This window comes from Ruegeria sp. C6, from assembly GCF_056537625.1.
Genome location: NZ_JBQFRW010000003.1, coordinates 345,969 through 372,724 on the forward strand (window position 1 = coordinate 345,969; position 26,756 = coordinate 372,724).

The following is a 26,756-nucleotide window of genomic DNA, read 5'->3' on the forward strand; positions in this document are numbered from 1 at the left end:
ATCATCAAAGGCGCCCGAAACCGGGCGCTTTTTTTTGCGAGGCTCTGCCTCGTGCTCCGAGATATTTTTGGCCAGATGAACAAGGGGGGGTTGATTTCGGCCGCTCCGCCTTGGGCTGCACCTCTGGCCAATTGCGCCACGCTCTGCCATAGGCTTTGACATCTCGCATTCCCTGCTGCACGAGGCGCGCCATGACCCAGATCGTTTCTTCACTCGATGAAATCTCTGACCGCTACAAAGCGCTGTTTGTTGATTTGTGGGGTTGCGTTCATAATGGGATAACTGCCTACCCAGAGGCCGTCGCGGCACTGCAAGCTTATCGTCAACGTGGTGGCACGGTGGTTCTTTTAACCAATTCCCCCAAGCCTCGGGCCGGGGTTGCCGAGCAGCTTTTACATTTCAATGTGCCGGCAGATTCCTATGACACGATTGCAACCAGCGGTGATTCGGCGCGTTCAGCGATGTTTCGCGGGGCGATTGGCGAAAAAGTCTACTTCATGGGGGAATGGCAGCGGGATGCCGGTTTTTTTGAACCCCTGAAACTGCTGGATCATCCGATCCACATTGAACGCGTTCCGCTGGACGCGGCCGAAGGCATCGTATGTTGCGGCCCGTTCGACCCGATGGCGGACCCAGATGTGAACCGGCCCGACTTTCTTTATGCCAAGCAGAAAGGGATGAAACTGCTCTGCGCAAATCCGGACATCGTGGTGGACCGAGGCGAAACGCGCGAATGGTGCGCAGGTGCTTTGGCCCGACTTTATACCGAGATGGGTGGTGAAAGCCTATATTTCGGTAAGCCACACCCGCCGATCTACGATCTGGCCCGGCGCAGGTTGCAGGCGATTGGGGTTGATGTGTCGGATTCTGAAATACTTGCCATAGGGGACGGGCCGCAAACAGATATCGCTGGAGGCATGGGGGAAGGCATTGAAACCCTCTTCATCACCGGCGGTTTGGCAGCCGCAGAAACCAAAACATCACATCATCCAGACGAAGACGCGTTGAAAGCTCATAACGAGAAGGAACAGATCAATCCAACCTATTCGATTGGTCGCCTGAGATAGCAAAAAAGACTTGATTTTCTGCAACTGCGAAGTAATAAAGTTGCCGACGAGCGGCAGATGATGGTCTTTTGTTGCTCTTTCGATCTCGAATGAGGGCAGCATGTTGGACAACCTTCCGCGCGGAACGATTTGCATCGAAGACATCGAAATGGGCATGTCACGGCACTTGCGCAAAGTCGTGACCGATGAAGATATCGAGATGTTCGCTCAAGTATCGACCGACCGGAATCCGGTTCATCTGGATGATGACTATGCCCGCGATACGATTTTCGAAGGGCGCATTGCGCATGGCATGCTGACCGCCGGCCTGATCTCTGCCGTGATCGGAGAGCAGCTGCCCGGACATGGAACCGTGTACATGGGACAATCGCTTAAATTTCTGGCGCCGGTGCGTCCGGGCGACATGGTTTATGCCGAGGTCAAGGTGATCGATATCGATTTTGCCAAACGTCGGGTGAAACTGGATTGCCACTGCGCAGTTGACGGAAAGAAAGTGTTGGTGGGTGAGGCCATGGTGCTGGCTCCGAGCCGCAAGTTCGACTGATAATCCACCTTAACCGAACTGCGGCTTGAACCTGACGGGCAGTCCCGCTAGGCAAGCCGCATGCATATCATCCGGGACTTCCAGTTTGTTGAACCAGAAGACCGAGGCGCAAGTGTCGCCATCGGGAACTTTGACGGTGTTCATCTTGGCCATCAATCCGTCATCGAGTTGGCGCGCAATGCTGAATTGAACGCGCCGCTGGGGGTCATGACATTTGAGCCGCATCCACGAGAGTATTTTTCCCCAGAGGCACCGCCCTTTCGTCTGATGCGCGGCAATGCACGCGCGCACCGGCTGGAAAAACTCGGCGTGCAGAAGCTTTATGAACTGCCTTTTAATTCAACGCTCGCGGGTATGACGCCCGAAGCTTTTGCGAGAAATGTCATATGCGATGGTCTGGGGCTTTCTCATGTTGTCGTGGGTGCCGATTTTTGTTTTGGCAAAGGGCGCAGCGGTAACCCTCAGGACCTGGTTCGCTTTGGCGAAGAGATGGGGTTCGGTGTGACAATCGCGCCCCTGTTGGAGCGCACCGAGAATGTGGTTTCGTCGACTGCGATCCGGACAGCTCTGTCAGAGGGGCGCCCGCGCGATGCGGCAACAATGCTGGGGCACTGGCACCGGATCGAGGGTGAGGTCGTCGGAGGCGAGCAACGCGGACGAGAGTTGGGGTACCCGACAGCCAATATGTCGATCGAAGGACTACACCCTCCGAGATTCGGCGTTTATGCAGTTTTGGTCGACGTCCTGGATGGCCCGCATCAGGGCAGCTATCACGGGGCGGCATCGGTCGGGACCCGGCCCATGTTCCAAGGCGAGGTTCCTAACATCGAGACATTTCTGTTCAATTTCTCAGGTGATCTTTACGGTGCCACGCTGTCCGTTGGTCTGGTCGACTATCTGCGGCCCGAAATGACATTCGACGGCCTTGACGGGTTGATCTCGCAGATGGATGCCGATTGCGCGCGCGCGAGAGAGATACTGGCCAGTACATGACTACGGATCCAATCGATCGAGCTGGCCTCGCGCCCCGATTCTGGGAACGCAAGCCGCTGCGCAAGATGAACCAGCGTGAGTGGGAGGCCCTGTGTGATGGTTGCGGCAAATGCTGTCTTAACAAGCTGGAAGACGAAGATACGGGCGAGGTCGCATTGACCTGTGTTGCCTGTCGCCTGCTGGATGACGAAACTTGCCGGTGCACCCAATATGATATCCGCCACCAATTCGTGCCCGAATGCATCGTCATGACACCCGATAACATCGACAACCATGCCTATTGGCTGCCCCAGACTTGCGCCTATCGACTGCTCTGGGAAGGCAAACCGCTTTACGACTGGCACCCTTTGCTATCAGGTACGCCTGAAAGCGTTCACACCGCCGGAGTCTCCGTGCAGCGGCGAACCGTATCTGAATTCGAAACGCCCATGGAAGAGTGGGAAGACTACATCATCGAGGAGCCGAATTAATGCATTTTGCCTCTGATAATTCCGGGCCTGTTCATCCCGAAGTTCTGGCCGCATTGGCCGAAGCCAATCAGGGCTATCAGATGGCTTATGGCGCCGACACCTTGATGAACGAAGTGCGCGACCAAATCCGCGGCATTTTCGAAGCACCGGGTGCGGCAGTTTATCTGGTCGCTACGGGAACGGCAGCGAATTCACTGGCGTTGGCAACGCTGAGCAAGCCGTGGGAAACCGTGTTCTGTTCACCCGTTGCTCATATCCATGAGGATGAGTGCAATGCCCCCGAATTCTACACCGGCGCGAAACTGACTCTGGTGCCGGGTGGCGACAAGATGACCCCCGAAGCATTGACCAAGTCCATTGAGGGGGAAGAAACCCGCGGCGTGCATGGTCCGCAGCGCGGGCCTGTCTCGATCACTCAGGTGACCGAGCGTGGCTCGGTTTACTCGCTTGCCGAACTTCAAGCCTTGTGTGGCGTTGCCAAGAAGTATGGGTTGCCGGTGCATATGGATGGTGCACGCTTCACTAACGCTCTGGTCGCTTTGAATTGCTCACCGGCAGAGATGACGTGGAAATCTGGTGTTGACGCAGTCAGCTTTGGCGGCACCAAAAACGGGCTGATGGGTGTCGAGGCCGTAATCTTCTTCGACGAAAGCAAAGCTTGGGAGTTCGAGCTGCGGCGCAAGCGCGGGGCGCACCTGTTTTCCAAGCACCGTTATCTGTCGGCCCAGATGGCTGCTTATCTGCAGGATGACCTGTGGCTGAAATCAGCTCGCAAAGCGAATGCCAATTGCGCGCGATTGGCGGGTGGTCTGCGGGCAGTCGGGGCAGAATTCCTGCATGAACCCCAGGCAAACATGATTTTCGCAAGCTTTCCTCGCAGCCAACACAAGCGCCTGCACGAGGCCGGCGCCGTTTATCACCTGTGGGGCGATACGTTGGACGGTGTCGACGAAGACGAGATGCTGGCCTGCCGCCTTGTCTGTGACTGGTCCATCGAAACCGACCAGATCGATCGGTTTCTGAACCTCTTGTAGCCGTGCCTCCCTGCCCCGGCTATTTCATCTCAGCCAGATGCTTGTCCAGATCATCAAGACGGTCCTGTCCCCAGAACCTCTGATCGTCCGGTGTGATGTAGAAAGGTGCCCCGAAAACACCCCGGTCCACGGCTTCTTCCAGATTTGCGGCGTAGGTTTCCGCACCTACCAACAGGCCACTATCAGCTAGATTTGGACTAAATCCTGCCTGTTCCAAGCAATCCCGGATCACGCCATCATCAGAGATGTCCTTTTCTTCTGCCCAGCAGGCACGCAAGAAGGAATGGCAAAGTTTACCCACATCACCTGATCCATCCTGTACTGCTGCGATCACAGCGTAAGAGGACGGTGCCATGTTCGTCGGCCAGTGCGCAGGCTGCAGGTTCAACGGCATATCCAGATTACGCGCTTGGCGCACCAATTCCTGCGCGCGGTATTCGATGCGAGATATATGTCGGTCTTTTGGTGGTGTTCCACCTGTCCGGCCGAACAGGGCAACAATATCCAATGGTTTATAGTTGATCGTCGCACCGTGTTTTGCCGCGATCTCTTCAAGGCGCATTCCCGCCAGATAGGAATAGGGCGAGAGTGTCGCAAAAAAGTAGTCAATCTGGGCCATGTTCACTTTCTCCGCTGCGTTATCTTTGCGGGACGGTAGACCCATGCTAAGCGGTGTCAACATCACGAATCTGTCACATTGCCACTGCTGCCCGGGGAAAATCAGCCGATGCCGACACTTCACGAACCCAAGCTTATCGCTGGGAACGCCAATCTTCCGCTTGCCGAAACCATTGCACGTCGCATGAGCCTGCATCGCGGCGTTGACCAGGGGCTGGTCGATGCACGGGTCGAACGGTTCAACGACGGAGAGATTTTCGTCGAGGTTTTCGAGAATGTGCGCGGTGAGGATATGTTTATCGTTCAACCAACCTCGAACCCCGCCAATGACAATCTGATGGAGCTGCTGATCATCGCAGATGCCCTGCGCCGTTCATCCGCAGCCAGGATCACCGCTGTCATTCCGTATTTCGGGTACGCCCGTCAGGACCGCCGCACCAAGGCGCGCACACCAATCAGCGCCAAGCTGGTGGCAAACATGCTGACTGGTGCGGGTATCGAACGGATTCTAACCATGGATCTGCACGCAGCCCAGATTCAGGGCTTTTTCGACATGCCGGTGGACAACCTTTATGCCTCTCCGATCTTTGCCCTGGATGTGAAGAAACAATTCAAGGATCAGATGGACGACCTGATGGTGGTCTCGCCGGATGTCGGCGGTGTTGCACGTGCCCGTGAATTGGCCAAACGCATCAATGCGCCCCTTTCGATCGTTGACAAACGCCGCGAAAAGGCAGGCGAAGTGGCCGAGATGACTGTCATTGGTGACGTGAAAGACAAAATCTGCCTGATTGTCGATGACATTTGCGATACCGCTGGCACTCTGTGCAAAGCTGCCCAGGTGCTGATGGATAACGGCGCCAAGGAAGTACACTCTTACATCACCCACGGTGTCATGAGTGGACCGGCGGTTGAACGTGTGACCAATTCGGTGATGAAATCTCTGGTCCTATCGGACACGATCCAGCCTACGGCTGAGATCAACAAGGCCGCCAATATCCGCATCGTGCCCACCGCGCCGATCTTTACGCAGGCGATCCTGAACATTTGGAATGGCACCAGCGTGTCATCTTTGTTCGAAGACAAGACACTGACGCCGATCTACGAGTCACTTTATCATATGGATTGATCGAAAAAACTGCTGGCTACCATAGATAATGTCTGAATTCATGACGGCCTACCTATTCGGCGACCGTCATGATTTCTTCCAACGGTTTTTTCATCTTTGCAACTTTTGGCACCTTCGCGTCGTCTTGCGGGTGGCCTACAGCTACGATCATAATAGGCTTTTCATGATCAGGGCGGTTTAGCAGTTTATTCAGGAACTTCATCGGGTTGGGTGTGTGGGTCAGTGAAACCAGCCCTGCATGGTGCAGCGCCGTCAACAAAAAGCCCGTGGCAATGCCCGTGCTTTCAGGCACGTAGTAGTTTTTGAACCGATCTCCATCATCGAAATGACCCCAACGTTGGGCGAAAATCACTATCAGCCACGGTGCGTCTTCCAGATGCGGCTTCTGATCGTTAGTCCCGATTGGTTCAAGCGCCTTCAGCCATTCATCTCCGGCACCGCCTTCATAAAACCTGCGCTCCTCAGCTTCTGCCTCTTCCCGAATACGGCGTTTCATCTCAGGGTTCGAGATGGCCACAAAGTGCCAGGGCTGATGATTGGCCCCTGAGGGCGCTGTTCCGGCTGCGCGAATGCACTCTTCGATGACCGTGCGCTCGACGGGCCGGTCCGAATAATCACGCACGGTATGGCGGCGTTTCATCTTGTCGTAGAACGCTCGCGCTTCGGTCAGCATTTCTTCATCAGACAAGTCCATACGATCCGGAAGATCCAAGGCTTCGTATTCGATATGATCTCGTGCAAACACCTGTAAGATCCTCCGGTTGCGTTAGCCGCTATTTGGGGTGGACAGTCTTCTTTATGGGACGACGCGCGAAGGTGCGCAATCTTATCTCACGAACAGGCCTGCTTCACGAGATATCCCAATCGTCTTCATGCGAAACATCTCCAATTGCGGTCCAATTCACCCGAATTCTGGCGATACGCGTATCGGACCAGGTGCGAAACACCGCATTGAATCCTTCCGACGTTATATCTTCGGCCTGAACTTCAGCGCGTAAAGCGGAAGACGTATCCACATCCCAAAGCACCACGCCTATCTGGACGATTGGCACAGAGCGGAACACTTCTGAAAAACGGACGCTTACGCGACGCTCACGCGGGCCCTCACCAGTCCACATCACGCCACCATCGGCGAAATCGGAAAACAAGACCTCCTCGCCCTGATCAATGCCGATGGGATGGGTTTGAAACTTTTTCATCTATCGTCTTTTATTGTTCAATTCCTGCAGCTTAACTTCAGCGAATGGCAAAATCACGACAAAAAAACGGCCCCGCGTATACGGGGCCGTTCCAAGTGATCAGAATGTCATGAACCCTTACAGGCTCATATGCGTTCCTAGAGCTTCCATGTCAGCCAGCAACTTTGCAGCATCGTCGACGATGGTCTGATCGTCACCGGCCTTGGCTGCCTCGTGCGAGGCGCGGGCGTCAGCGATCAGATCGTCCAGATGCGAACGTGTTACTTCAGCAACCGGAATGGCCTTTTCGGCCAGAACCGACAGGCCATCGCCATTGATCTGAGCAAACCCGCCGGTGACCAGGTATTCACTGGCCCCTTCGGGTGCTTCGACCTTCAGGATGCCCGGGCGCAGAGTTGTAATTGTGGGGGCATGATCGGGCATTGCCGTCATGTCCCCGTCCGCGCCGGGAATCTGGACCGCCGTCGCGCTAAGCGAAGCAAGGCTCCGCTCAGGGCTGACGAGGTCGAATTGCATCGTGTTTGCCATCAGGGATACTCCTTAGGCGGCTTCTGCGGCCATCTTCTCCGCTTTGGCGATCACTTCTTCGATGCCGCCAACCATCAGGAAGGCCGCTTCGGGCAGGTGATCGTATTCGCCAGCGACAACCGCTTTGAACGACGCGATGGTCACATCCAGAGGAACCTGAACGCCCGGCGAGCCGGTGAAGACTTCGGCCACGTCGAACGGCTGCGACAGGAAGCGCTCGATCTTACGGGCACGTGCCACGGTCAGTTTGTCCTCTTCCGACAGTTCGTCCATGCCGAGGATGGCGATGATGTCCTGCAGTGACTTGTAGCGCTGGAGGATCTGCTGAACGTCGGTCGCAACCTTGTAGTGCTCTTCACCAACGATGGCCGGGTCGAGCAGACGCGAGGTCGAGTCGAGCGGGTCAACCGCAGGGTAGATACCCTTTTCCGAGATCGCACGGTTAAGAACGGTGGTCGCGTCCAAGTGAGCAAACGAGGTTGCTGGCGCAGGGTCGGTAAGGTCGTCCGCAGGAACATAAATGGCCTGCACGGACGTGATCGAGCCCGACTTGGTCGAGGTGATGCGTTCCTGCAGAGCGCCCATGTCAGTCGCCAGCGTCGGCTGATAGCCCACAGCCGAAGGAATACGACCCAGCAGAGCCGAAACCTCAGAACCCGCCTGCGTGAAACGGAAGATGTTGTCGACGAAGAACAGAACGTCGGTACCGGACTGGTCGCGGAACTGTTCGGCCAGCGTCAGACCGGTCAGCGCAACACGTGCACGTGCTCCGGGAGGTTCGTTCATCTGACCGTAAACCAGGGCCACCTGCGATTCCGACAGGTTGTCCGGCTTAATAACGTTCGATTCGATCATCTCGTGATACAGGTCGTTCCCTTCACGAGTCCGTTCACCAACACCCGCGAACACCGAAAAGCCCGAGTGCACTTTTGCGATGTTGTTGATCAGTTCCATGATCAGAACGGTTTTACCAACGCCGGCGCCGCCGAACAGGCCGATCTTACCGCCTTTGGCGTATGGGGCCAGCAGGTCAACAACCTTGATGCCGGTTACCAGAACTTCCGACTCGGTCGACTGTTCGTCAAAAGTCGGTGCGGGCTGGTGGATCGCACGGGCTTCGGTTGCTTCAACCGGGCCTTTTTCGTCGATCGGCTCGCCAACCACGTTCAGGATGCGGCCCAGGGTGGCGTTACCAACCGGAACCGAGATCGGTGCGCCGGTGTCGGTGACTGCCTCGCCACGAACCAGACCTTCGGTCGCGTCCATCGCGATGGTGCGGACGGTGTTTTCACCCAGGTGCTGAGCAACTTCCAACACCAGGCGCTTGCCGTTGTTGGTGGTTTCCAGCGCGTTCAGAATTTCAGGCAGCTGATCTTCGAAGTGCACGTCGACGACGGCCCCGATGATCTGTGTGACTTTGCCTTTTGCATTCGCCATGTTTCGTCTCCGGTATGTCTCTACAGCGCTTCGGCGCCGGAAATAATTTCAATCAGCTCGTTGGTGATCACGGCCTGACGCGAGCGGTTGAACTGGATCGTCAGCTTGTCGATCATCTCACCCGCGTTGCGTGTCGCGTTGTCCATTGCGGACATCCGTGCACCCTGTTCAGACGCTCCGTTTTCGAGCAGAGCCGAGAAGATCGCGGTGGCAACCCCCTTGGGCAGCAGGTCGGCCAGGATGGCCTCTTCGCTGGGCTCGTAGTCGAATACCGCACCGCTGTCGTCACCCGTCGCTTCGTCTTCGAACGAGGCGGGGATGACCTGCTGTGCCGTCGGGATCTGGGTCACAACGTTGACGAACTTCGAGTAGAAGATCGTGGCAACGTCGAACTCACCCCCGTCGAAACGAGACAGGACGTCCTTGGCGATGTCTTGCGCGTTGGAATACCCCAGACGCTTGACCTCGCTCAGGTCGATATGTCCAACGAACAGATCGCTAAAATCACGCTTGAGCGCGTCGCGGCCTTTTTTGCCGACGGTCAAAACCTTGACCGTCTTGCCTTTGGCGCGCAACTCGTCCGCCTTTTGGCGAGCGAGCTTGGCGATGTTCGAGTTGAAGCCGCCACACAGGCCGCGTTCAGCCGTCATGACAACCAGCAGATGGACATCATCACTGCCCGTGCCACGGAGCAGCTTGGGGGCGCTGTCGCTGCCCCCGACCGAAGCCGCCAGCCCCGCCATCACGGCATTGAACCGCTCGGCATAGGGACGCGAGGCTTCGGCAGATTCCTGGGCGCGACGCAGTTTTGCAGCCGCGACCATCTGCATGGCCTTGGTGATCTTGCGGGTCGATTTGACCGACTCGATCCTGTTTTTAAGGTCCTTAAGATTTGGCATATGCCCGCCTCTCCCTTAAGCGAAGGTTGCGGCGTATTCGTCCAGCGCAGCCTTGATCTTGTCGGAAGCGTCACCCTTGATCTTGGGATCTTCGTCCGTGATCCACTGAAGCAGATCCGCGTGCTTGCCACGCAGATGCGCCAGCAGGCCAGCTTCGTAACGACCAACATCGGACACGTCGATCTTATCGAGGTAACCATTGGTACCGGCGAAAATTACGCAGACGATTTCAGCGTTGGTCAGCGGCGAGTACTGCGGCTGTTTCATCAGCTCGGTCAGACGCGCACCACGGTTCAGCAGCTGCTGGGTCGCGGCGTCGAGGTCAGAACCAAACTGCGCAAAGGCAGCCATTTCGCGGTACTGAGCCAGTTCCAACTTAACTGGACCGGCAACCGACTTCATCGAGTTGGTCTGAGCCGAGGAGCCCACACGCGAAACCGACAGACCGGTGTTCACGGCGGGGCGGATACCCTGATAGAACAGTTCGGTTTCCAGGAAGATCTGGCCGTCGGTGATCGAGATCACGTTGGTCGGAATAAACGCCGAAACGTCACCACCTTGAGTTTCGATAACCGGCAGAGCAGTCAGCGAGCCCGCACCGAAGTCTTCGTTCAGCTTTGCCGAACGTTCCAACAGACGCGAGTGGAGGTAGAAAACGTCGCCAGGATAGGCTTCACGTCCGGGCGGACGGCGCAGCAGCAGCGACATCTGACGATAGGACACAGCCTGCTTCGACAGGTCATCATAGATGATCAGCGCATGGCGGCCGTTGTCGCGGAAGTATTCGGCCATCGCGGTTGCGGCGTAAGGTGCAAGGAACTGCATCGGTGCCGGGTCGGACGCGGTTGCCGCCACAACGATCGAGTAGTCGATCGCGCCGGACTCTTCCAGTTTCTTCACCAGCTGAGCAACGGTCGAACGCTTCTGACCGATCGCAACGTACACGCAGTACAGCTTCTTCGACTCGTCTTCGCCTGCTGCGTCGTTGTAAACTTTCTGGTTCAGGATCGCGTCCAGAGCAACGGCGGTTTTACCGGTCTGACGGTCACCAATGATCAGCTCACGCTGGCCACGGCCGATTGGGATCATTGCGTCAACCGATTTCAGGCCCGTTGCCATCGGCTCGTGAACCGATTTACGCGGAATGATGCCCGGCGCTTTAACGTCTGCAACGCCACGCTTGGTCGCGTTGATCGGGCCTTTGCCGTCCAGCGGGTTGCCCAGACCGTCAACAACGCGGCCCAGCAACTCGTCACCGATCGGAACGTCCACGATCGAGTTGGTGCGCTTAACAGTGTCACCTTCTTTGATGTCACGGTCAGAACCGAAGATAACGACACCAACGTTGTCGCTTTCCAGGTTCAGGGCCATGCCCATGATGCCACCGGGGAATTCGACCATCTCACCGGCTTGCACATTGTCCAGGCCGTATACACGGGCAATCCCGTCACCGACGCTCAGCACGCGGCCGATCTCGGCCACTTCGGCTTCCTGACCAAAATTCTTGATCTGGTCCTTCAGGATTGCAGAAATCTCTGCAGCTTGGATTCCCATTTATCCGACCTCTTTCATTGCATTCTGTAGGGAGTTCAGCTTCGAACGGATCGAGCTATCGATCATTTTCGAGCCCACTTTAACGACAAGACCGCCGATGAGGCTTTCATCAACGGTCGCATTGATTGTCACGGTCTTGCCCACACGCTCGGACAGCGTCTTGGACAGTTTATCCATTTGGGTCTTGGTGAGCGCCTTGGCCGAGGCGACATCGGCGGTCACCTCGCCACGCTCGTCAGCCAGCATGTCGCGCAAAACCTGCACCAGTTGCGGTACAACGAACAGACGACGTTTCTGCGCCATCAGACCCAACGTATTGCGCAGGATAGCATGTAGGCCCATCTTGTCAGCAACAGCAGTGATTGCGCTTTCCTGTTCGGCGCGCGAAACCAAAGGCGATGCGATCAGGTCGCGCAATTCTGCGCTATCACCCAATGCGGCTGCCAGATCGTTGATTCCGCTTTCCAGACCTGCAAGGTCATTATTCTCTTTGGCGATCTCGAAGATCGCGGTGGCATAGCGCTCGGCGATGCCAGTGGAAATCGAAGCTGGTTCGGACACGTCCACCCTTCCGATATTTGAGGCCCCGATTTTGAGTAGCGGCCGCTACCTTGGGGCGTGAGGAAACCCCGTCCATTTAGGGCGGGGATCAAAATCACCGGGGATGTAGCAGAGGTGTTCCAACCAAGCAATACGCTATAGCGGTAACAGTTTTATCCACAAATTATTATTTTTCATACACTTAACCCAACTGCGACCCTTTGGACCGATTGGGGCAGTTGAAAAATGTTACGAATATGCAGGTTTTTGCGATTCCTGTGACCTTTTTCCCGCATTTTTTCCGTTCAAAATGCGCCGGACTGTCACGCAGGCTTTAACAAACCATCCAACGCTTTGATCGGGCGCTTCGCTGTGTCTTTGGTAACGCTCCCGCTAGGCGGGCGAATGAGTTTACTGGCCTCAACCATAAGCACGCCTCCGGCCATGACGGTTGGGATGCGTTGTCCAGTCTTCTCGATCAGGCTACCTGATTTTAGCCAGAACCGACGGAACGAAGGCGGCAGGTAAAGCGCCGAGCAATGGTTTTCAGGGACGAAGTGGTGCGCGCGCAATTGGTTTTCCAATTGGGTAGTTGAATAGGGCTGCCCAAAGCCAAACGGCGTCCGGTCTGAGCGCGACCAAAGCCCGGCCCGGTTCGGTACGACAAATAGCACACGCCCTCCGGGCCCCAGAACGCGCCAGCATTCTTCCAGCAATTGGCTGGGTCGGTTTGAAGTTTCCAAACCATGCATCACCACGAGTTTATCCACATGGCCAGTTTCGATTGGCCACATCGTCTCTTCGGTCAGAACGGAAACATTGGGCATCCCCGCAGGCCATGGCATTACACCCTGCGGACCAGGCATAAGACCAATCACACGGCGCGCATCTTTGAGGTAAGGCCGCAATAAAGGTACGGCAAAACCAAATCCGACCACAGTTTGCCCCTTGGCTTCGGGCCAAAGATCCACCAACCGACCACGGATCGCTGCCTGGGCCGCGCGCCCCAGGGTGCTGCGATAGTAGAAATTCCTCAGATCCTGCACATCAAGATGCATTGCGGACACCCGGTCAATCGGCTTAGCTGGGCGCAGTCTAGCAATGAAAGGGCAAAAGGCCATGCCTCTTGAGATCGTCACCATTCCTTGCCTCAGCGATAATTACGCCTTTCTCGCCCATGATCCGGCCAGCGGTGAGACTGCCTTGATCGATGCGCCAGAGGCAGCTCCGATTCTGGCCGAACTGGATTCGCGCGGCTGGCAGCTAAGCCATGTGTTGTTGACACATCATCATTGGGATCATGTGGACGGGCTGAGCGGCATTCTAGCGAAACAGCCCGCGCGTGTGATCGGCGCAAAAGCAGATGAGCATCGCTTGCCAAAACTTGATCAGGCGGTGGTTGAAGGTGACACTTTTTATATCGGCGGTGAGCCGGTCGAGGTTCTTGATGTGTCCGGTCATACAATTGGGCACATTGCATTCTACATGCCCCAAACTGGCGTTGTATTCACCGCTGACAGCCTGATGGCGCTGGGATGTGGACGATTGTTCGAGGGCACGCCTGCGCAAATGTGGGCCTCTCTCAGCAAGTTGGCGGCCCTGCCCGATGAAACAATCGTGTGCTCAGGCCACGAATACACACAGGCAAACGCCAAGTTCGCCCTGACCATCGATCCCGACAACCCAGCCTTGCTTGACCGCGTGGCCGATATTAATCGCGCCCGCGCTGCTGGAGAACCTACTGTGCCTTCGCTTTTAGGCCTGGAAAAGGCGACAAATCCGTTTCTAAGGGCCACTGATCCGGCGATTCAGGCCCATCTGGGCATGGAAAACTCTGATCCCGTGTCCGTATTCGCCGAAATTCGAGCCCAAAAAGACAGCTTTTAACCTATTTCAAGCCCCAATCACGGCCACGGTCACAACAAATGTGACTGTCAAGTGAAAGAAAACCCTTGAAGCCGGGGCGGGATCAACCAAACTCTAATAGTATGAGGACATGGTTGGGATGGGGATCCGGCCTGCAGCCCGCCCCCTTCCGGCCCAATACAGAGGAGCACCCGCGTGCCTTCATTCTCGAGCACACTTGAACAAGCCATCCACGCGGCCCTTGCGGCGGCGAATGAACGGCGACATGAATTCGCAACGCTAGAGCATCTGCTGCTGGCGCTGTTGGAAGAACCCGATGCGGTGCGCGTCATGAAAGCGTGCAGCGTCGATCTGGACGAGTTACGCAGCACCTTGGTCGAATTCATCGACGAAGATCTGTCAAACCTCGTCACTGATATCGACGGGTCAGAAGCAGTACCGACTGCAGCCTTCCAGCGTGTCATTCAGCGCGCCGCGATCCACGTTCAAAGCTCTGGCCGCACAGAGGTGACCGGGGCCAATGTACTGGTGGCCATCTTCGCCGAACGTGAAAGCAACGCAGCCTATTTCCTGCAAGAGCAGGACATGACCCGTTATGACGCGGTAAACTTCATCGCACATGGTGTGGCCAAAGACCCGGCCTATGGAGAGAATCGTCCTGTAACGGGTGCTGATGAAGCCGAAGAAGAGGCTCAGACGACATCTGGTGACGCCGAGCAAAAAGAAAGTGCGCTTGGCAAATATTGCGTTGATCTGAACGCCAAATCACGCGCCGGTGATGTAGATCCGCTGATCGGACGCTCGGACGAGGTTGAACGCTGTATTCAGGTGCTGTGTCGCCGGCGCAAGAACAACCCGCTGCTGGTAGGTGACCCCGGTGTCGGCAAAACCGCCATCGCCGAAGGTCTGGCGCATAAGATCGTTGCGGGCGAGGCCCCGGACGTGTTGTCGGAAACCACTATCTACTCGCTCGATATGGGCGCCCTGCTTGCGGGAACTCGCTATCGCGGCGATTTCGAAGAGCGTCTGAAAGCGGTTGTGACCGAATTGGAAGAGCACCCTGATGCGGTTCTCTTCATCGACGAGATTCACACTGTGATCGGAGCGGGTGCAACCTCGGGCGGTGCGATGGATGCGTCGAACCTGCTGAAGCCAGCGCTTCAGGGTGGCAAACTGCGCACCATGGGCTCGACCACGTATAAAGAGTTCCGTCAGCATTTCGAAAAAGACCGCGCGCTTAGCCGCCGATTCCAGAAAATCGACGTGAACGAGCCGTCGGTCGAGGACAGTGTCAAAATTCTGCGCGGTCTGAAACCGTATTTCGAAGAGCATCACTCGATCAAATATACTGCCGACGCGATCAAGACAGCTGTCGAATTGTCGGCGCGCTATATCAACGACCGCAAACTGCCCGACAAGGCCATCGACGTGATCGATGAGGCCGGGGCAGCGCAACACCTGCTGGCCGAAAGCAAACGTCGCAAGACCATCGGCGTCAAAGAGATCGAGGCGGTGGTTGCCAAGATTGCGCGTATCCCACCCAAGAACGTCACCAAGGATGATGCTGAGGTTCTCAAAGATCTCGAAACCTCGCTGAAACGCGTGGTGTTTGGTCAAGATGAAGCGATCGAAGCGCTGTCCAGTGCGATCAAACTGGCGCGCGCCGGTCTGCGTGAGCCCGAAAAACCCATCGGCAACTATCTGTTCGCTGGCCCCACCGGTGTTGGCAAAACAGAGGTGGCGAAACAGTTGGCTGACACGCTTGGTGTTGAACTGCTGCGCTTCGACATGTCGGAATACATGGAGAAGCACGCGGTCAGCCGTCTGATCGGTGCGCCTCCGGGTTATGTCGGGTTTGATCAGGGTGGTTTGCTGACCGACGGTGTCGACCAGCACCCACATTGCGTCTTGTTGCTTGATGAGATCGAAAAAGCGCACCCTGACGTGTTCAATATCCTGTTGCAGGTGATGGATCACGGCGAATTGACCGACCACAATGGCCGGACGGTGAATTTCCGCAACGTGGTCCTGATCATGACCTCAAACGCGGGTGCACAGGAACAGGCTAAGGCTGCCATTGGCTTTGGCCGCGACCGGCGCGAAGGTGAGGATACCGCAGCGATCGAACGTATGTTCACGCCGGAGTTCCGCAACCGCCTGGACGCCGTGATCTCATTCGCGCCGCTGCCGAAAGAGGTCATTTTGCAGGTCGTTGAGAAGTTTGTCTTGCAGCTGGAAGCACAGTTGCTGGATCGTGGCGTGACCATCGATCTGACACCGCGTGCCGCCGAATGGCTGGCCGACAAGGGCTATGATGACAAGATGGGTGCGCGTCCTCTAGGCCGTGTCATTCAGGAGCACATCAAGAAACCTCTCGCCGAGGAACTGCTATTCGGCAAACTGGCCAAAGGCGGCGTGGTCCGTGTCTCGATGAAGAAGGGCGAGCTGAACCTGGAAATCCTGGGCCCCGATCAGCCCCGCATTCCGGGCGACAAGCCCCCGCTTTTGACAGCGGACTAACCCACGGCTTCTATAACGAAAAACGCCCGCCTTTTCGGTGGGCGTTTTTCTTGTTTGGCAGGTAATCCACAGCGGTTCGAACCAGCCTTACCGCTCTGTCAGCTTCAACTCGATCCGACGGTTTTGGGCGCGCGCCTCGGGTGTGTCGGCGGGATTAACGGGCTGGAATTCTCCGAACCCGTTTGCCGCCAAACGATCAGGTGGAATGCCCAGCGCATCAACCATGTAGCGCACCACAGAAAGGGCACGACCCTGGCTGAGCTCCCAGTTGTCGCGATATCGTCCGCTTCCTGCAAGTGGCACATTGTCGGTGTGACCATCGACACGGATGACCCAGTTCAACCCTTCGGGTATTTCTGCGGCAACGCCTCGCAGGATATTGGCAACTTTGGCAACCTCCTGACGACCTTCCGCAGACAGGTTTGCGGACCCGGTGGCAAACAACACCTCAGACGAGAACACGAAACGGTCACCTTCGATGCGCACGCCATCCTGATCACCCAGCACATCGCGCAGCCGCCCGAAGAATTCCGAGCGATAGCGCTGCAAATCCTCGGCCTGTGCGGCTAGTTCCTGATTTTGGCCCGCCAGTTTCTCGGCCTCGGCTTCCAGCCGAATACGTTCAGCCTCTTCCAGCAGTCGGCGACGGCGTTCTTCCGAGGCTGCGCGCGCTAGAGCGGCATTCAGATCCTGGCCCAGCGTCTGTATCTGGATCTCGGCGGCGGTATTACGTTCTTCGTAATCGTCTAACAAAGCCTGCAGCGATCCCAACTGGCTGCGCAGGGCTGCCATCTGCTGATTAAGCAGCGCGGTCTGACGTTGCGCTTCGGTCGAGATTTCCTGTTCCGATGCAAGCGCCTCTCGGGCGAGCGCCAGCAGCGCCGCGCGCTCCTCGGCCAGCGACCTTTGTTCAGCTTCATTTGCTTGTGCTTGGGTTTGGGCATCCAGCGCCGCCTGCAGTTGTTCCCTCAGTTCTTCGGCATTGATCTCACCGAACTGACGCTCAAGCTCTGCCTTGGCAGCCTGTGCCGCAGCTAGCAAAGTCAGGGTATCCTCTGCTTCCTTTCGCTGCGCTTCCAGCGCCAAGGTCATCGCTGTCAGTTCGGCATCTGCATTCTGCAATCGATCACGCAACGCCTCAGCAGCGGCGGCTTCGGCCAGACGCGCGGCTTCTTCCTCGGTCAGTTGCTGTTCTAGCTCGGATATCTGAGCTGCCTGTGCATCTTCGCTGGTTTCAAGTTCGGCGACGAGAGCTTCAAGTGCTTCGCGTCGAGCCGCGGCAAGGCGGGCGGCTTCAGCCTGTGCGTCGATTTCTTGTCTGCTTTGAGCAAGTGCCAAATTCAAGGCATCTTGTTCATTTAGCAACTCATCGCGTTGCGTTTCTAGCGCGGCGATATCCCCCTGCGCACGCGCCTGATCAGCCAGCAAAGCCGCGACCTGTGCTTCAAAGTCGGTTATGCGGGTTTGTGCCTGCGCCAGATCATCTTCGACCTGATTAAGCGTTGCATTCAAGTTCCCAAGACGCGCTTGAAGACGGCTGTTTTCCCGCTCTTCCAGCCCCAGCGCCCCGGCCAGCGCGGCGATTTCGTCGGACAGCGCAGTCAGTTCATCCTCTTGCCCCGAAATGGTTTCGCGCAGCACAAATTGCACGACCATGAAGATGGTCAGCACAAAGGTCAGCACCATCAACAGTCCCGTCATCGCATCCACGAAGCCGGGCCAGACCGAGCCCGAAAATCGTTGACCTGTGCGGCGGGACAGCGCCATGGGTTACTCTCCTTCCGGGGGGGTGCGTACGGCGCCCCGTGGCAAGGTCAACGCTTTGACCAGTAACTCAAAATCCTTGCGCAGTTCGTTCATGCTGTCCTGACGACCAGCGGAGATTTCTTCGAGTATACGCAGCAACTGAACATCCATCGACCGCAGGCGCATGCGGCTTTCCGCATCGATCCCCTCGCCCGCGCCATGTTCGCGCATGTGATCCAACAAAGCGTCCTGCCCCAGCGCCACACGTTCAAGCGCAGCCGTAACACCTTCGGTCTGGGCCTGCCGCTGGTTCATTTCCCCGATGACATCGACCAAATGTCCCAGTTTGGTCGAGACGTTCGTGCGATCAACTTCTTGCGCCGAGAACATGTCCTGCAGTGCATCCATTTGTTCAGACATGGCGTCCAGTACTGGGGTCAGCACGGCCAGTTCCGCGCCGCCCTCATCGCCCGCAGCAAAGCCAACGCGGGTGATTGAGGACAACCATTCTTCCAATTCGCGATAGAACCGGTTCTGGCCATGGCCCGCGAATAGTTCCAGCAAACCGACGATCAAGGATCCGGCCAGACCCAGCAATGACGACCCAAAAGCAACGCCCATGCCCTGCAGCTGCGCTTCCAATCCTGTCATCAGACGGTTGAAGACGGCCAGACCTTCTTCACCTTCCTGCGGGTTCAGGCTGCGGATCGTATCAACGATGGCGGGGACAGTGGTGGCCAAACCAAAAAATGTCCCCAGTAGGCCAAGGTAGATCAGCACGTTGGTGATGTAGCGGGTGATCTCGCGCTCTTCTTCGACCCGTTCGGCGACGGAATCGAGGATCGATCGGGTAGAGCTAGAGCTGATCTGAGACCGCGCCCCGCGTTCCCTCAACAACGACGCCAGTGGGGCAAGCAGTTGCGGCGGGCGCACATCGTCACGTTCGACCCCTCCGGCAAAGGCTTCGATCCAACGAACCGATCCGATCAGCTGTGTGACTTGCAGAAAACAGGCAGCGACACCGATGACAAAAACCAGCAAAATGAACCCGTTAAGATACAGATTGGCCTGAATAACCGGCAGCACATATGGCAACGCCATGAACACGCCAAGTCCTGACAGCCCTATTGCGATCAGCATCATCAAAATCTGACGGATCGGTTGTGAGAAATGTGGTCTCACGCCCTGTTGTGCCTGCGCCATGCGCGTGGCTCCTGGTATTGTCTGCTCTGGGCTGAACCTATCGAAGTTCGCCCCGTGACGCCAAGAGTTTATGCGCTGATTGTCCGCACCCGTTGCGACAACCACTCAAGATCAGGGTCGTGCAGTCCGATCTCGGTCAAGTGCGAGGCAGTATTGTAGAGATATTCGGTATTTGGCCCACGTCCGCCAACCGCGTGGGCGATGATCTGAGCCTGCTCTTCCAATGGAAGACCGCCGCAATACTGAACGTGGTGAGCATCGATGACGTAAGTCACTGCATTTACGATCTGCCCGCAATCCAGATGCACGTCCAGCATCCGCTCCAGATAGGCTGACGAGATCAGCTCACGCTCACGCAATTCAGCCAAAGTGCGCTCTTCGTGACCTGCCTCGACAGCAAGCGCCAATCCAGTGCAATGCGCGTCTGGCTGTTCGTCCAGCGCCAATACCAAACCGGGGTCTTCTTCCGTGCCGCGATGGTGGATAGAGCGCATGCAAAACGACCGCGCATATCCGTGCAACTTAGCGCGTTCGCTGCGTGCCACCGGAAAGCCCGGGTTCCACAGCAGCGATCCATATCCGAATACCCACATCGTCATTGCACTGGTCCTTGCCCGTTTGGCCCTATAAACATCAAATCCGAGGCAGGAAAAAGGGCCATTCATCATGCGCCGTCTGATACGCGTTTTCGTATTTATCGCCCTCGCGTGGAGCGCCTACTGGTTTGTCGCCGGTTATGGTCTGCGAAACGCCCTGACCGGTTGGTTTGACCGGCAGCAAGAACTGGGCTGGCAGGCCGAATTCTCGGACGTGTCGACGGCAGGATATCCATTTCAGCACATCACACGCCTAAATAATCCCGCTTTGGCCGATCCGGTCAACGGAACGGCGTGGAGTGCGGACTGGGTCGAGTTCCAAAGCCCAGCAGTCTGGCCCGGCCGCCAGATGCTGCGCTTTGCCAGTACGCCGCAGCGCCTTTCCTATTTCGACCAGACCACGACCGTTCAGGCCGAAGCGCTACAAGCCGAATTGCAGCTCCAACCCGGTGTCGCGCTGTTGCTCGAGAAAATGGCGCTGACCTCAATGCGCTGGCTGCTGACAACCGAAGGTGATCCGCAAGCCGGAGGCCAGTCGCTGAGCCTTGTGATGGAGCAATCTGGAGCGCCCGAAAGCTATGGGATTACCGCGAAGATCGACGGATTTACCCCCGGCGATGATCTGAGACGCCTGATGCGTTCAGCATCGACCCTGCCGCAATCGTTCGAAACGCTGGAAATGGATATGTTTGTCACTTTCGACAAACCCTGGGACCGCACCGCACTTGAGCAGCGTCGCCCCCAACCCGTTGCGATTGATCTGCGTTTGGCAGAAATGAAATGGGGTGAGCTGCGTCTGTTCGCCACCGGCGAACTGGAAGTTGACGAACAGGGCATTCCAACGGGTGAAATTGCGATGAAAGCCGAAAACTGGCGCGACATGATCGCGATGGCAAACGCCGCAGGTGCGCTGCCGGATCAGGCAGTCGATCCTGTGACCCGCGCATTGGGCTTCATGGCTGGACTGGGTGGCAACCCAAATGCGCTGGATTTACAGCTGAATTTCAGAGATGGGTTCGTCGCCTTAGGTCCGTTGCCCCTTGGTCCTGCCCCCAGACTGGTGCTGCGTTAACGGCAATAGGTGCCGCTGCGGTAGCGCGCGGTGTCTAGGTGGAAATGATCCCGATGGTAGCGATCAGAGTTTGGTCCGAGAACCGTGCCAAATGGCCCACACGCGCCGCGCCATACCTTGGTCAGTTGCTTCTTGGACGGATTTTTGCGCCAGCCATTCAGAACAGTCACCACCTCACCATCGGCCATCTTGAAGCCCGAAATGTCGATGGCGCGCCCTTTACCATGCTCAGAAATCCGCGCCCCTTTACGGTTGTTACGTGTTCTGCAGGCGTAATGCGCGGCGACCTGTAGCTCGACCACCGGACCTCGGCGTTTGAACGTGGGCTTTACAGTTTTGTCGACCCAATTATTCAGCGCCTGTGCAGTGCCGCAATCCATCGTCGCTGGGCGGCTCAGCCCGACCCCCGATATTGAGGTGATTTGCACTGCATCCTTAATCCCGCAGGCTTTGATCTTGCCCTTCACACGTCCAACCGGCTTACCCTGAATATCGATATCGCCACACACTGAACCCTTGCGCAGCTTGCGTTTCTTAAGAAAGACTCGCTGTTCCAGCGCTTCCGGGCGCACAAACGGACGGATCGAATTCTCGGGCCCGAGCAATGGTAATTCAGCGGGACGGGCTGCAGCGGCCGTTACCTGCGGCGAAGCGGGCCGTAGCACCGGCCGGATGTTGGGGGTGACGATTGCCACCATCGCTTGGGTGGTTTCCGGGCGCGTCAACGGCACAATAGAAGTCTCAGGCGCCGCCGCATTTGCAGTCGTTGCCGCCAAAGCAACGCAGAAAATCAAATGGCTGCAACCGATCTTTCTCATGTCGATGTTTTTCCCCGCCCGAAATCTGGCGCATCCGTATCCTGGCCCGCATCAATGATGCCGCGGCGGATCGCCCGTGTGCGCGTAAAGTAGTCGAACAATTGCTCTCCGTCACCTGTTCGGATGGCCCGCTGTAGCGCAAAGAGCTCTTCCGTGAACCGGCCCAGAATCTCCAGCGTTGCGTCTTTGTTGGTCAGAAACACATCACGCCACATCGTCGGGTCCGAAGCCGCGATGCGGGTGAAATCGCGGAAACCAGCTGCCGAATACTTGATGACTTCGGTGTCTGTAACCCGCCGGAGATCATCCGCAACACCCACCATCGTATAGGCAATCAGGTGAGGTGCGTGCGAGGTGACCGCCAGCACCAAATCATGATGCGCAGCGTCCATTTCATCAACATTCGATCCCAGACCCTCCCACAAAGCCCGCAGGCGAGCGATCGCATCCGGATCGGAATCTTCGACCGGCACCAACAGGCACCAACGGTTGTCGAACAGTTCGGCGAATCCCGATTCAGGCCCGGAATGCTCGGTCCCGGCCAGAGGGTGTGCCGGAATGAAATGAACGCTATCGGGTATGTGGGGTGAGACGGCGTCAATCACGTGACGCTTTACCGACCCCACGTCTGAAACGGTGGCACCGGATTTCAGAACCGGCGCAATCTGCTGCGCCACAGGTCCCATTGCACCAACGGGGACACACAAAACCACTAGATCAGCACCTTCGACCGCCTCTTCCGCGGTCTCGCAAACCCGGTCACAAAGGCCGATCTGGCGCGCCGTCTCGCGGGTTGCCTCGGATCGCGCATAGCCCGTCACTTCCCCCGCAAGCCCAGCCCGTTTGATCGCCCAGAACATGGACGATGCAATCAGGCCCAACCCGATCAGCGCAACACGGTCGTAAATCTGGCTCATGCAGCGCCCCCTTTGAACGCAGTAATCGCTGCAACCACGCGGCCGCAGGCGAATTCGTCACCTACGGTGATCCGCAGCGCGTTTGGCAGGTTGTAGCCCGCGACCCGCCGCACGATCAAACCCTGCGTTTTCAAATAATCATCGCAGGCTTCCGCCTCGGCCCTGTCAGCAAAGCGGGCGAGGATGAAATTCGTGCATGACACATCGGATGCGACGCCAACCTTCGCCAGTTCATCAGACAACCAAATCCGGAGGCGTGCATTTTCAGATAGGCAGAACCGCAGATATTCCTCATCCCGCACGGCGGCCTCGGCCGCCGCAAGAGCCGTCAGCGAAAGGTTGAACGGCTGACGAACGCGGTTCAGCACATCAATAATCTCTTTCGCCGCATAGCCCCAGCCAACGCGCATCCCACCTAGACCGTACACTTTCGAAAACGTCCGGGTCATGATGACATTGCTAAACCGGTCCACCAGCCCTGCGCCTCCATCGAAACCATCGACAAATTCGGCATAGGCACCATCCAGCACCATCAGGCAATCGGCTGGCAATGCGCCTGCCAACCTCTGCAATTCGGCGTCAGAGATCATGGTTGAAGTAGGATTTCCCGGATTGGTCACAAAGATAATACGTGTCTGCCCAGTGACCGCAGCAAGGATGCTATCTACATCTACACGGCGATCTCTCTCGGGCACCATGACCGGGGTCGCGCCCGCCATTCGCGCGATGATCGGATACATGGAGAATCCATGCTCGGTATATATCACCTCATCACCCGGACCAGCATAGGCCTGCGCCACGAACTGCAACACTTCATCACTGCCTACACCGCAGATGATCCGATTGGAATCTAGTCCGTGCCGTTCAGAAATTGCGGCGCGCAGGCTGGAATGATCGGTGCTGGGATAACGATGCAGCGAAACGGCACTTTCGCGCACCGCTTCGATCGCCTTGGGACTTGGCCCAAACGGGTTTTCGTTGGAACTCAGCTTGATGACATCCGCAACACCGTCAACATGCGACTGTCCGCCCTGATACAGCGCGATGTCCATTATGCCGGGTTGAGGTGTGATCTGGTTCATGAGGGGCTCCACTAGCTTGGCCCCTCATACCTTTCTCAACGGGTTGAGAAAAGCGGCAATTATCTTACGCCGCTTTGAAGCGCGCCGTCGCCGGATCGGCATTGTAGAATGGGACGAATTCCTCGGTCCGGCGCGACAGCTCGTTAACGCTGTCGATAATGAACTGAACGGTCTCTTCGCTCATGAGGTAAGAGAAATTCAACCGCACCCAACCCGGTTTCTTCATTTCCTCACCCTCCGACAGGGCCGCATGCAATTCTTCCGACGTTGCCCGATCAATACCCAGCAAACGATGCGCATAGGGTCCGGCACAGGCACAGCCGCCACGTGCCTGGATGCCGTAGATATCGCTGAGCATCCGGGTAAACAGCTGCTGATGCACCGGCTGCCCATTCCGATCACACACGAGGAACGAGAATATCGGCAGGCGGTGTGCATTCTCGGCACCTAGCAATGTCAGATGTGGGTTGTCGGACCACCCATCCAACGCCATGCGGTTACACTGCGCCTCACGCTGTGCGATTTCATCCGTTCCGACCGCATCCTTGACAATGAAGGCCAGGGCCGCACGAATGTCTCCGATCACATTTGGTGTACCCGCCTCTTCCCGTGTCGCGAGATCGGCGCTGTAGTCGTGCCGCCAAGGCGAGACAAAGCTGACAGTCCCACCGCCGGGCCAACTCGGACACGTCCGCTTCACAGCGCATTGGTTAACGACCAGAACACCCGACGCCCCCGGCCCACCCGGAAACTTATGCGGAGAGACAACGATCGCGTCCTTCCGCGCATCTTCCGGCCCCATGTCCATTGGCAAATAAGGTCCACCACCCGCATAGTCCCATACCGCAAGCGCACCATGCTCTTTCAGCATCCGCGTCACTGGATCAGGGTCGGTGATGATGCCGGTGACGTTTGACGCCGCTGAGAATGACCCAATCACAAGATCGGAATCTGCGTGCTCTACCAGTGCCGCCTTTAGCGCCTGCATATCGGGACCGCCGTCAACGGCTTCTGGAATCTCGATCACCCGCGCCTTGCTTTCACGCCACGGCAGAATGTTCGAATGATGCTCATACGGACCAATCAAAACGACCGGCTGATTAGCCTCTTGCACTCCCAGCAGACTAACCAGCCGGTTAAGACCCGCTGTAGCGCCAGACCCGGTAAAGATCACCGCGTCCTCTTCCTTGGCGCCAACTATGCAGGCGATCTCGGCCCGCGCCTCGCGGCGCAAACGGGTTATATAGGAACCGCAATAGGAGGCTTCGGTGTGGCTGTTGGCATAGAACGGCAACACATGCTCAGCCACGAAATTTTCGACCTGTCGCAACGCGCGACCCGAGGCAACGTAGTCCGCATACACAAGCGGCACGTCCCCATGCAGACCCGGGATGAGTACCCCCTCACCGATCAGCCCATCACGCAGAGTATTTCCGTGAGCAGCAGATTGAATTTCTGCGCGAAAGTTGGACAAGGTCATAACACAGGCTCCATATTGCTAACTCCAATATGATTGATCCATCCTGTGGAAACCTCACAATTTTATGCTTTATATGTCCGAGTTTTGTGTCATATGAGTTTATATGGAGAAAAAATTAGATCAAATTGACACGCGTCTTCTGAAGGAACTGCAAAAAGACGCAACACTTTCCCAGCGAGAATTGGCAGATAGGGTCGGCCTGTCCCAAAATGCCTGCTGGCGAAGAATAAAGGCCTTGAACGACGCGGGTGTCCTGCAAGGTTCTACGGCGCGCATCGCGCGTGAAAAGCTTGGGCTGAATCTGGTGGTTTTCGTCATGCTACGCACGCGCCACCACTCTGCCCAATGGTTGCAGGCCTTTCGCAGTCATGTCCTGACCATTCCTGAAGTGGTCGATTTCCATCGCATTGGCGGCGACTATGACTATCAACTCAAGGTCGTTACAGAAGATATGGCCTCTTACGACAAAGTCTATCAACGCCTCATCGATAAGATCGAACTGGACAGCGTCACCTCCTATTTCGCAATGGAGGCCATTGCCGAAAGTCGCCCGCTTCCTATCTGATCCGCCTCTTCATCTGGCCAAATATATCTCGGGGGAGTCGCGCAGCGACTGGGGCAGAGCCCCATCAAAACAAAAAAGACCGCGCTGAAAGCGCGGCCCTTAAACTCAACAGGTCGGCGAAGATTAGTTCTTCGCGTAGAATTCGACGACCAGGTTCGGTTCCATCATAACCGGGTAAGGCACATCGCTCAGGCCCGGTGCACGCACGAAAGTCGCGGTCATTTTCGAGTGGTCGGCGTCGATGTAGTCAGGCACATCACGCTCGGCCAAGCCGACAGCTTCCAGGACAACGGCCAACTGCTTGGACTTGTCACGCACTTCGATAACGTCGCCTTCTTTGACGCGGTAGGACGGGATGTTGACCCGCTTGCCGTTCACTTTAACGTGGCCGTGGTTCACGAACTGACGTGCGGCGAACACGGTCGGAACAAACTTGGCGCGGTAAACAACGGCGTCCAGACGGCGTTCCAGCAGACCGATCAGGTTTTCACCGGTGTCACCTTTGACACGTTCGGCTTCTGCATAGATGCGGCGGAACTGCTTCTCGGTCAGGTCGCCGTAGTAGCCTTTCAGCTTCTGCTTGGCACGCAGCTGCAGACCGAAGTCAGACAGTTTGCCCTTGCGGCGCTGGCCATGCTGGCCGGGGCCGTATTCACGACGATTAACCGGGGATTTCGGACGACCCCAGATGTTTTCGCCCATCCGGCGGTCGATTTTGTACTTGGCAGACGTGCGTTTGGTCACGGCTGATCTCCTTCTTTAGATCGAGGCCCCGATGGGCCACTATGAAGGGCGTTGTCCTCTTGAGGTTTCCCCCATGACAGGCATCCCCTCGCGGGGGCCACCAACACCAATGAAGCCGCGCTTATATCCCTGCTT

27 protein-coding genes are annotated in these 26,756 nt (G+C 56.9%); 10 read left to right on the plus strand and 17 right to left on the minus strand.

What is annotated here, in order from left to right; translation table 11 throughout:
- Window positions 1–191 precede the first annotated feature (191 nt).
- From ACR0MJ_RS13250 to ACR0MJ_RS13270, 5 genes are all read left to right on the plus strand, one after another.
- Window positions 192–1,067 (plus strand): TIGR01459 family HAD-type hydrolase, encoded by an 876-nt coding sequence (locus ACR0MJ_RS13250; protein WP_480761281.1) that lies wholly within the window; start codon window positions 192–194, stop codon window positions 1,065–1,067.
- A 100-nt stretch (window positions 1,068–1,167) separates the two neighbouring features.
- Window positions 1,168–1,611 carry a MaoC family dehydratase gene (locus ACR0MJ_RS13255; RefSeq protein WP_074736482.1) on the plus strand — a complete coding sequence of 148 codons (444 nt, stop codon included), beginning with the start codon at window positions 1,168–1,170 and terminating at the stop codon, window positions 1,609–1,611.
- A gap of 60 nt (window positions 1,612–1,671) precedes the next feature.
- Entirely contained in the window at window positions 1,672–2,604 is a 933-nt protein-coding gene (locus ACR0MJ_RS13260; protein WP_170392424.1) for a bifunctional riboflavin kinase/FAD synthetase, read from the plus strand.
- Window positions 2,601–3,074: a YcgN family cysteine cluster protein gene (locus tag ACR0MJ_RS13265; protein WP_170512517.1), complete on the plus strand. Its 474-nt coding sequence runs from the start codon at window positions 2,601–2,603 to the stop codon at window positions 3,072–3,074. Before ACR0MJ_RS13260 ends, ACR0MJ_RS13265 begins: the two co-directional genes overlap by 4 nt.
- Window positions 3,074–4,108, plus strand: coding sequence for a threonine aldolase family protein (locus ACR0MJ_RS13270; protein WP_170401858.1), 1,035 nt, complete (start codon window positions 3,074–3,076; stop codon window positions 4,106–4,108). Before ACR0MJ_RS13265 ends, ACR0MJ_RS13270 begins: the two co-directional genes overlap by 1 nt.
- Before the next feature lie 19 nt (window positions 4,109–4,127).
- Here ACR0MJ_RS13270 and ACR0MJ_RS13275 read toward each other — a convergent pair whose 3' ends face one another.
- Window positions 4,128–4,727, minus strand: a complete 600-nt coding sequence (locus ACR0MJ_RS13275) for a DsbA family protein (RefSeq protein ID WP_480562438.1) — start codon at window positions 4,725–4,727, stop codon at window positions 4,128–4,130.
- Between the two features lie 108 nt (window positions 4,728–4,835).
- Between ACR0MJ_RS13275 and ACR0MJ_RS13280 the strand changes: the two genes are divergently transcribed.
- Complete coding sequence (locus tag ACR0MJ_RS13280) at window positions 4,836–5,855, plus strand: ribose-phosphate pyrophosphokinase (RefSeq protein WP_170392433.1); 1,020 nt, start codon at window positions 4,836–4,838, stop codon at window positions 5,853–5,855.
- 52 nt (window positions 5,856–5,907) lie between these two features.
- Here the strand turns inward: ACR0MJ_RS13280 and ACR0MJ_RS13285 are convergent, their stop codons facing one another.
- The 8 genes from ACR0MJ_RS13285 to ACR0MJ_RS13320 all read right to left on the minus strand — a co-directional run bounded on the left by ACR0MJ_RS13285 (window position 5,908) and on the right by ACR0MJ_RS13320 (window position 13,070).
- Window positions 5,908–6,600 (minus strand): nitroreductase family protein, encoded by a 693-nt coding sequence (locus ACR0MJ_RS13285; RefSeq protein WP_480761285.1) that lies wholly within the window; start codon window positions 6,598–6,600, stop codon window positions 5,908–5,910.
- Between the two features lie 103 nt (window positions 6,601–6,703).
- Complete coding sequence (locus ACR0MJ_RS13290; protein ID WP_170636077.1) at window positions 6,704–7,054, minus strand: H-type lectin domain-containing protein; 351 nt, start codon at window positions 7,052–7,054, stop codon at window positions 6,704–6,706.
- 117 nt (window positions 7,055–7,171) lie between these two features.
- A complete protein-coding gene (locus ACR0MJ_RS13295; RefSeq protein WP_170609502.1) occupies window positions 7,172–7,582 on the minus strand; it encodes a F0F1 ATP synthase subunit epsilon in 411 nt (136 codons plus the stop codon).
- Between the two features lie 12 nt (window positions 7,583–7,594).
- On the minus strand, window positions 7,595–9,019 hold the full coding sequence (gene atpD, locus ACR0MJ_RS13300; RefSeq protein ID WP_039537698.1) for a F0F1 ATP synthase subunit beta: 1,425 nt from the start codon (window positions 9,017–9,019) through the stop codon (window positions 7,595–7,597).
- 20 nt (window positions 9,020–9,039) lie between these two features.
- A complete protein-coding gene (locus tag ACR0MJ_RS13305; protein WP_170392441.1) occupies window positions 9,040–9,918 on the minus strand; it encodes a F0F1 ATP synthase subunit gamma in 879 nt (292 codons plus the stop codon).
- A 15-nt stretch (window positions 9,919–9,933) separates the two neighbouring features.
- Window positions 9,934–11,472, minus strand: a complete 1,539-nt coding sequence (gene atpA, locus ACR0MJ_RS13310; protein WP_480761288.1) for a F0F1 ATP synthase subunit alpha — start codon at window positions 11,470–11,472, stop codon at window positions 9,934–9,936.
- Complete coding sequence (locus ACR0MJ_RS13315; protein ID WP_170564161.1) at window positions 11,473–12,033, minus strand: F0F1 ATP synthase subunit delta; 561 nt, start codon at window positions 12,031–12,033, stop codon at window positions 11,473–11,475.
- A gap of 302 nt (window positions 12,034–12,335) precedes the next feature.
- Window positions 12,336–13,070: a methyltransferase domain-containing protein gene (locus ACR0MJ_RS13320; protein WP_170401881.1), complete on the minus strand. Its 735-nt coding sequence runs from the start codon at window positions 13,068–13,070 to the stop codon at window positions 12,336–12,338.
- A gap of 61 nt (window positions 13,071–13,131) precedes the next feature.
- On the opposite strand from ACR0MJ_RS13320, the gene gloB reads away from it, so the two are divergent.
- Together gloB and clpA are read left to right on the plus strand one after the other, a co-directional pair.
- Window positions 13,132–13,899 (plus strand): hydroxyacylglutathione hydrolase, encoded by a 768-nt coding sequence (gene gloB, locus ACR0MJ_RS13325; RefSeq protein ID WP_480459604.1) that lies wholly within the window; start codon window positions 13,132–13,134, stop codon window positions 13,897–13,899.
- A 174-nt stretch (window positions 13,900–14,073) separates the two neighbouring features.
- The gene (gene clpA / locus ACR0MJ_RS13330) at window positions 14,074–16,398 is read left to right on the plus strand and encodes an ATP-dependent Clp protease ATP-binding subunit ClpA (RefSeq protein WP_170401887.1); all 2,325 of its coding nucleotides are present in this window, start codon (window positions 14,074–14,076) and stop codon (window positions 16,396–16,398) included.
- Between the two features lie 87 nt (window positions 16,399–16,485).
- On the opposite strand, the gene ACR0MJ_RS13335 is transcribed toward clpA, so the two are convergent.
- The 3 genes from ACR0MJ_RS13335 to ACR0MJ_RS13345 all read right to left on the minus strand — a co-directional run bounded on the left by ACR0MJ_RS13335 (window position 16,486) and on the right by ACR0MJ_RS13345 (window position 19,946).
- Window positions 16,486–18,165, minus strand: a complete 1,680-nt coding sequence (locus ACR0MJ_RS13335; protein ID WP_170401890.1) for a peptidoglycan -binding protein — start codon at window positions 18,163–18,165, stop codon at window positions 16,486–16,488.
- A gap of 3 nt (window positions 18,166–18,168) precedes the next feature.
- On the minus strand, window positions 18,169–19,347 hold the full coding sequence (locus ACR0MJ_RS13340) for a biopolymer transporter ExbB (protein ID WP_170392455.1): 1,179 nt from the start codon (window positions 19,345–19,347) through the stop codon (window positions 18,169–18,171).
- A 68-nt stretch (window positions 19,348–19,415) separates the two neighbouring features.
- On the minus strand, window positions 19,416–19,946 hold the full coding sequence (locus ACR0MJ_RS13345; protein ID WP_170392457.1) for a gamma-glutamylcyclotransferase: 531 nt from the start codon (window positions 19,944–19,946) through the stop codon (window positions 19,416–19,418).
- A 67-nt stretch (window positions 19,947–20,013) separates the two neighbouring features.
- Here ACR0MJ_RS13345 and ACR0MJ_RS13350 point away from each other — a divergent pair, with 67 nt between their 5' ends.
- Window positions 20,014–21,015 (plus strand): DUF2125 domain-containing protein, encoded by a 1,002-nt coding sequence (locus ACR0MJ_RS13350; protein ID WP_480761290.1) that lies wholly within the window; start codon window positions 20,014–20,016, stop codon window positions 21,013–21,015.
- On the opposite strand, the gene ACR0MJ_RS13355 is transcribed toward ACR0MJ_RS13350, so the two are convergent.
- The 4 genes from ACR0MJ_RS13355 to ACR0MJ_RS13370 all read right to left on the minus strand — a co-directional run bounded on the left by ACR0MJ_RS13355 (window position 21,012) and on the right by ACR0MJ_RS13370 (window position 25,312).
- The gene (locus tag ACR0MJ_RS13355; protein ID WP_480761292.1) at window positions 21,012–21,833 is read right to left on the minus strand and encodes an extensin-like domain-containing protein; all 822 of its coding nucleotides are present in this window, start codon (window positions 21,831–21,833) and stop codon (window positions 21,012–21,014) included. The two genes, ACR0MJ_RS13350 and ACR0MJ_RS13355, sit on opposite strands and share 4 nt — an antisense overlap.
- Window positions 21,830–22,750: a prephenate/arogenate dehydrogenase family protein gene (locus tag ACR0MJ_RS13360; RefSeq protein WP_170392462.1), complete on the minus strand. Its 921-nt coding sequence runs from the start codon at window positions 22,748–22,750 to the stop codon at window positions 21,830–21,832. The genes ACR0MJ_RS13355 and ACR0MJ_RS13360 overlap by 4 nt, the downstream gene beginning before the upstream one ends.
- Window positions 22,747–23,832, minus strand: a complete 1,086-nt coding sequence (gene hisC, locus ACR0MJ_RS13365) for a histidinol-phosphate transaminase (RefSeq protein WP_480761294.1) — start codon at window positions 23,830–23,832, stop codon at window positions 22,747–22,749. The genes ACR0MJ_RS13360 and hisC overlap by 4 nt, the downstream gene beginning before the upstream one ends.
- Before the next feature lie 64 nt (window positions 23,833–23,896).
- On the minus strand, window positions 23,897–25,312 hold the full coding sequence (locus ACR0MJ_RS13370; RefSeq protein WP_480761296.1) for an aminotransferase class V-fold PLP-dependent enzyme: 1,416 nt from the start codon (window positions 25,310–25,312) through the stop codon (window positions 23,897–23,899).
- A gap of 103 nt (window positions 25,313–25,415) precedes the next feature.
- Here ACR0MJ_RS13370 and ACR0MJ_RS13375 point away from each other — a divergent pair, with 103 nt between their 5' ends.
- Complete coding sequence (locus ACR0MJ_RS13375; RefSeq protein ID WP_170392465.1) at window positions 25,416–25,877, plus strand: Lrp/AsnC family transcriptional regulator; 462 nt, start codon at window positions 25,416–25,418, stop codon at window positions 25,875–25,877.
- 123 nt (window positions 25,878–26,000) lie between these two features.
- Here the strand turns inward: ACR0MJ_RS13375 and rpsD are convergent, their stop codons facing one another.
- Entirely contained in the window at window positions 26,001–26,621 is a 621-nt protein-coding gene (gene rpsD / locus ACR0MJ_RS13380; protein ID WP_170392466.1) for a 30S ribosomal protein S4, read from the minus strand.
- Window positions 26,622–26,756 lie beyond the last annotated feature (135 nt).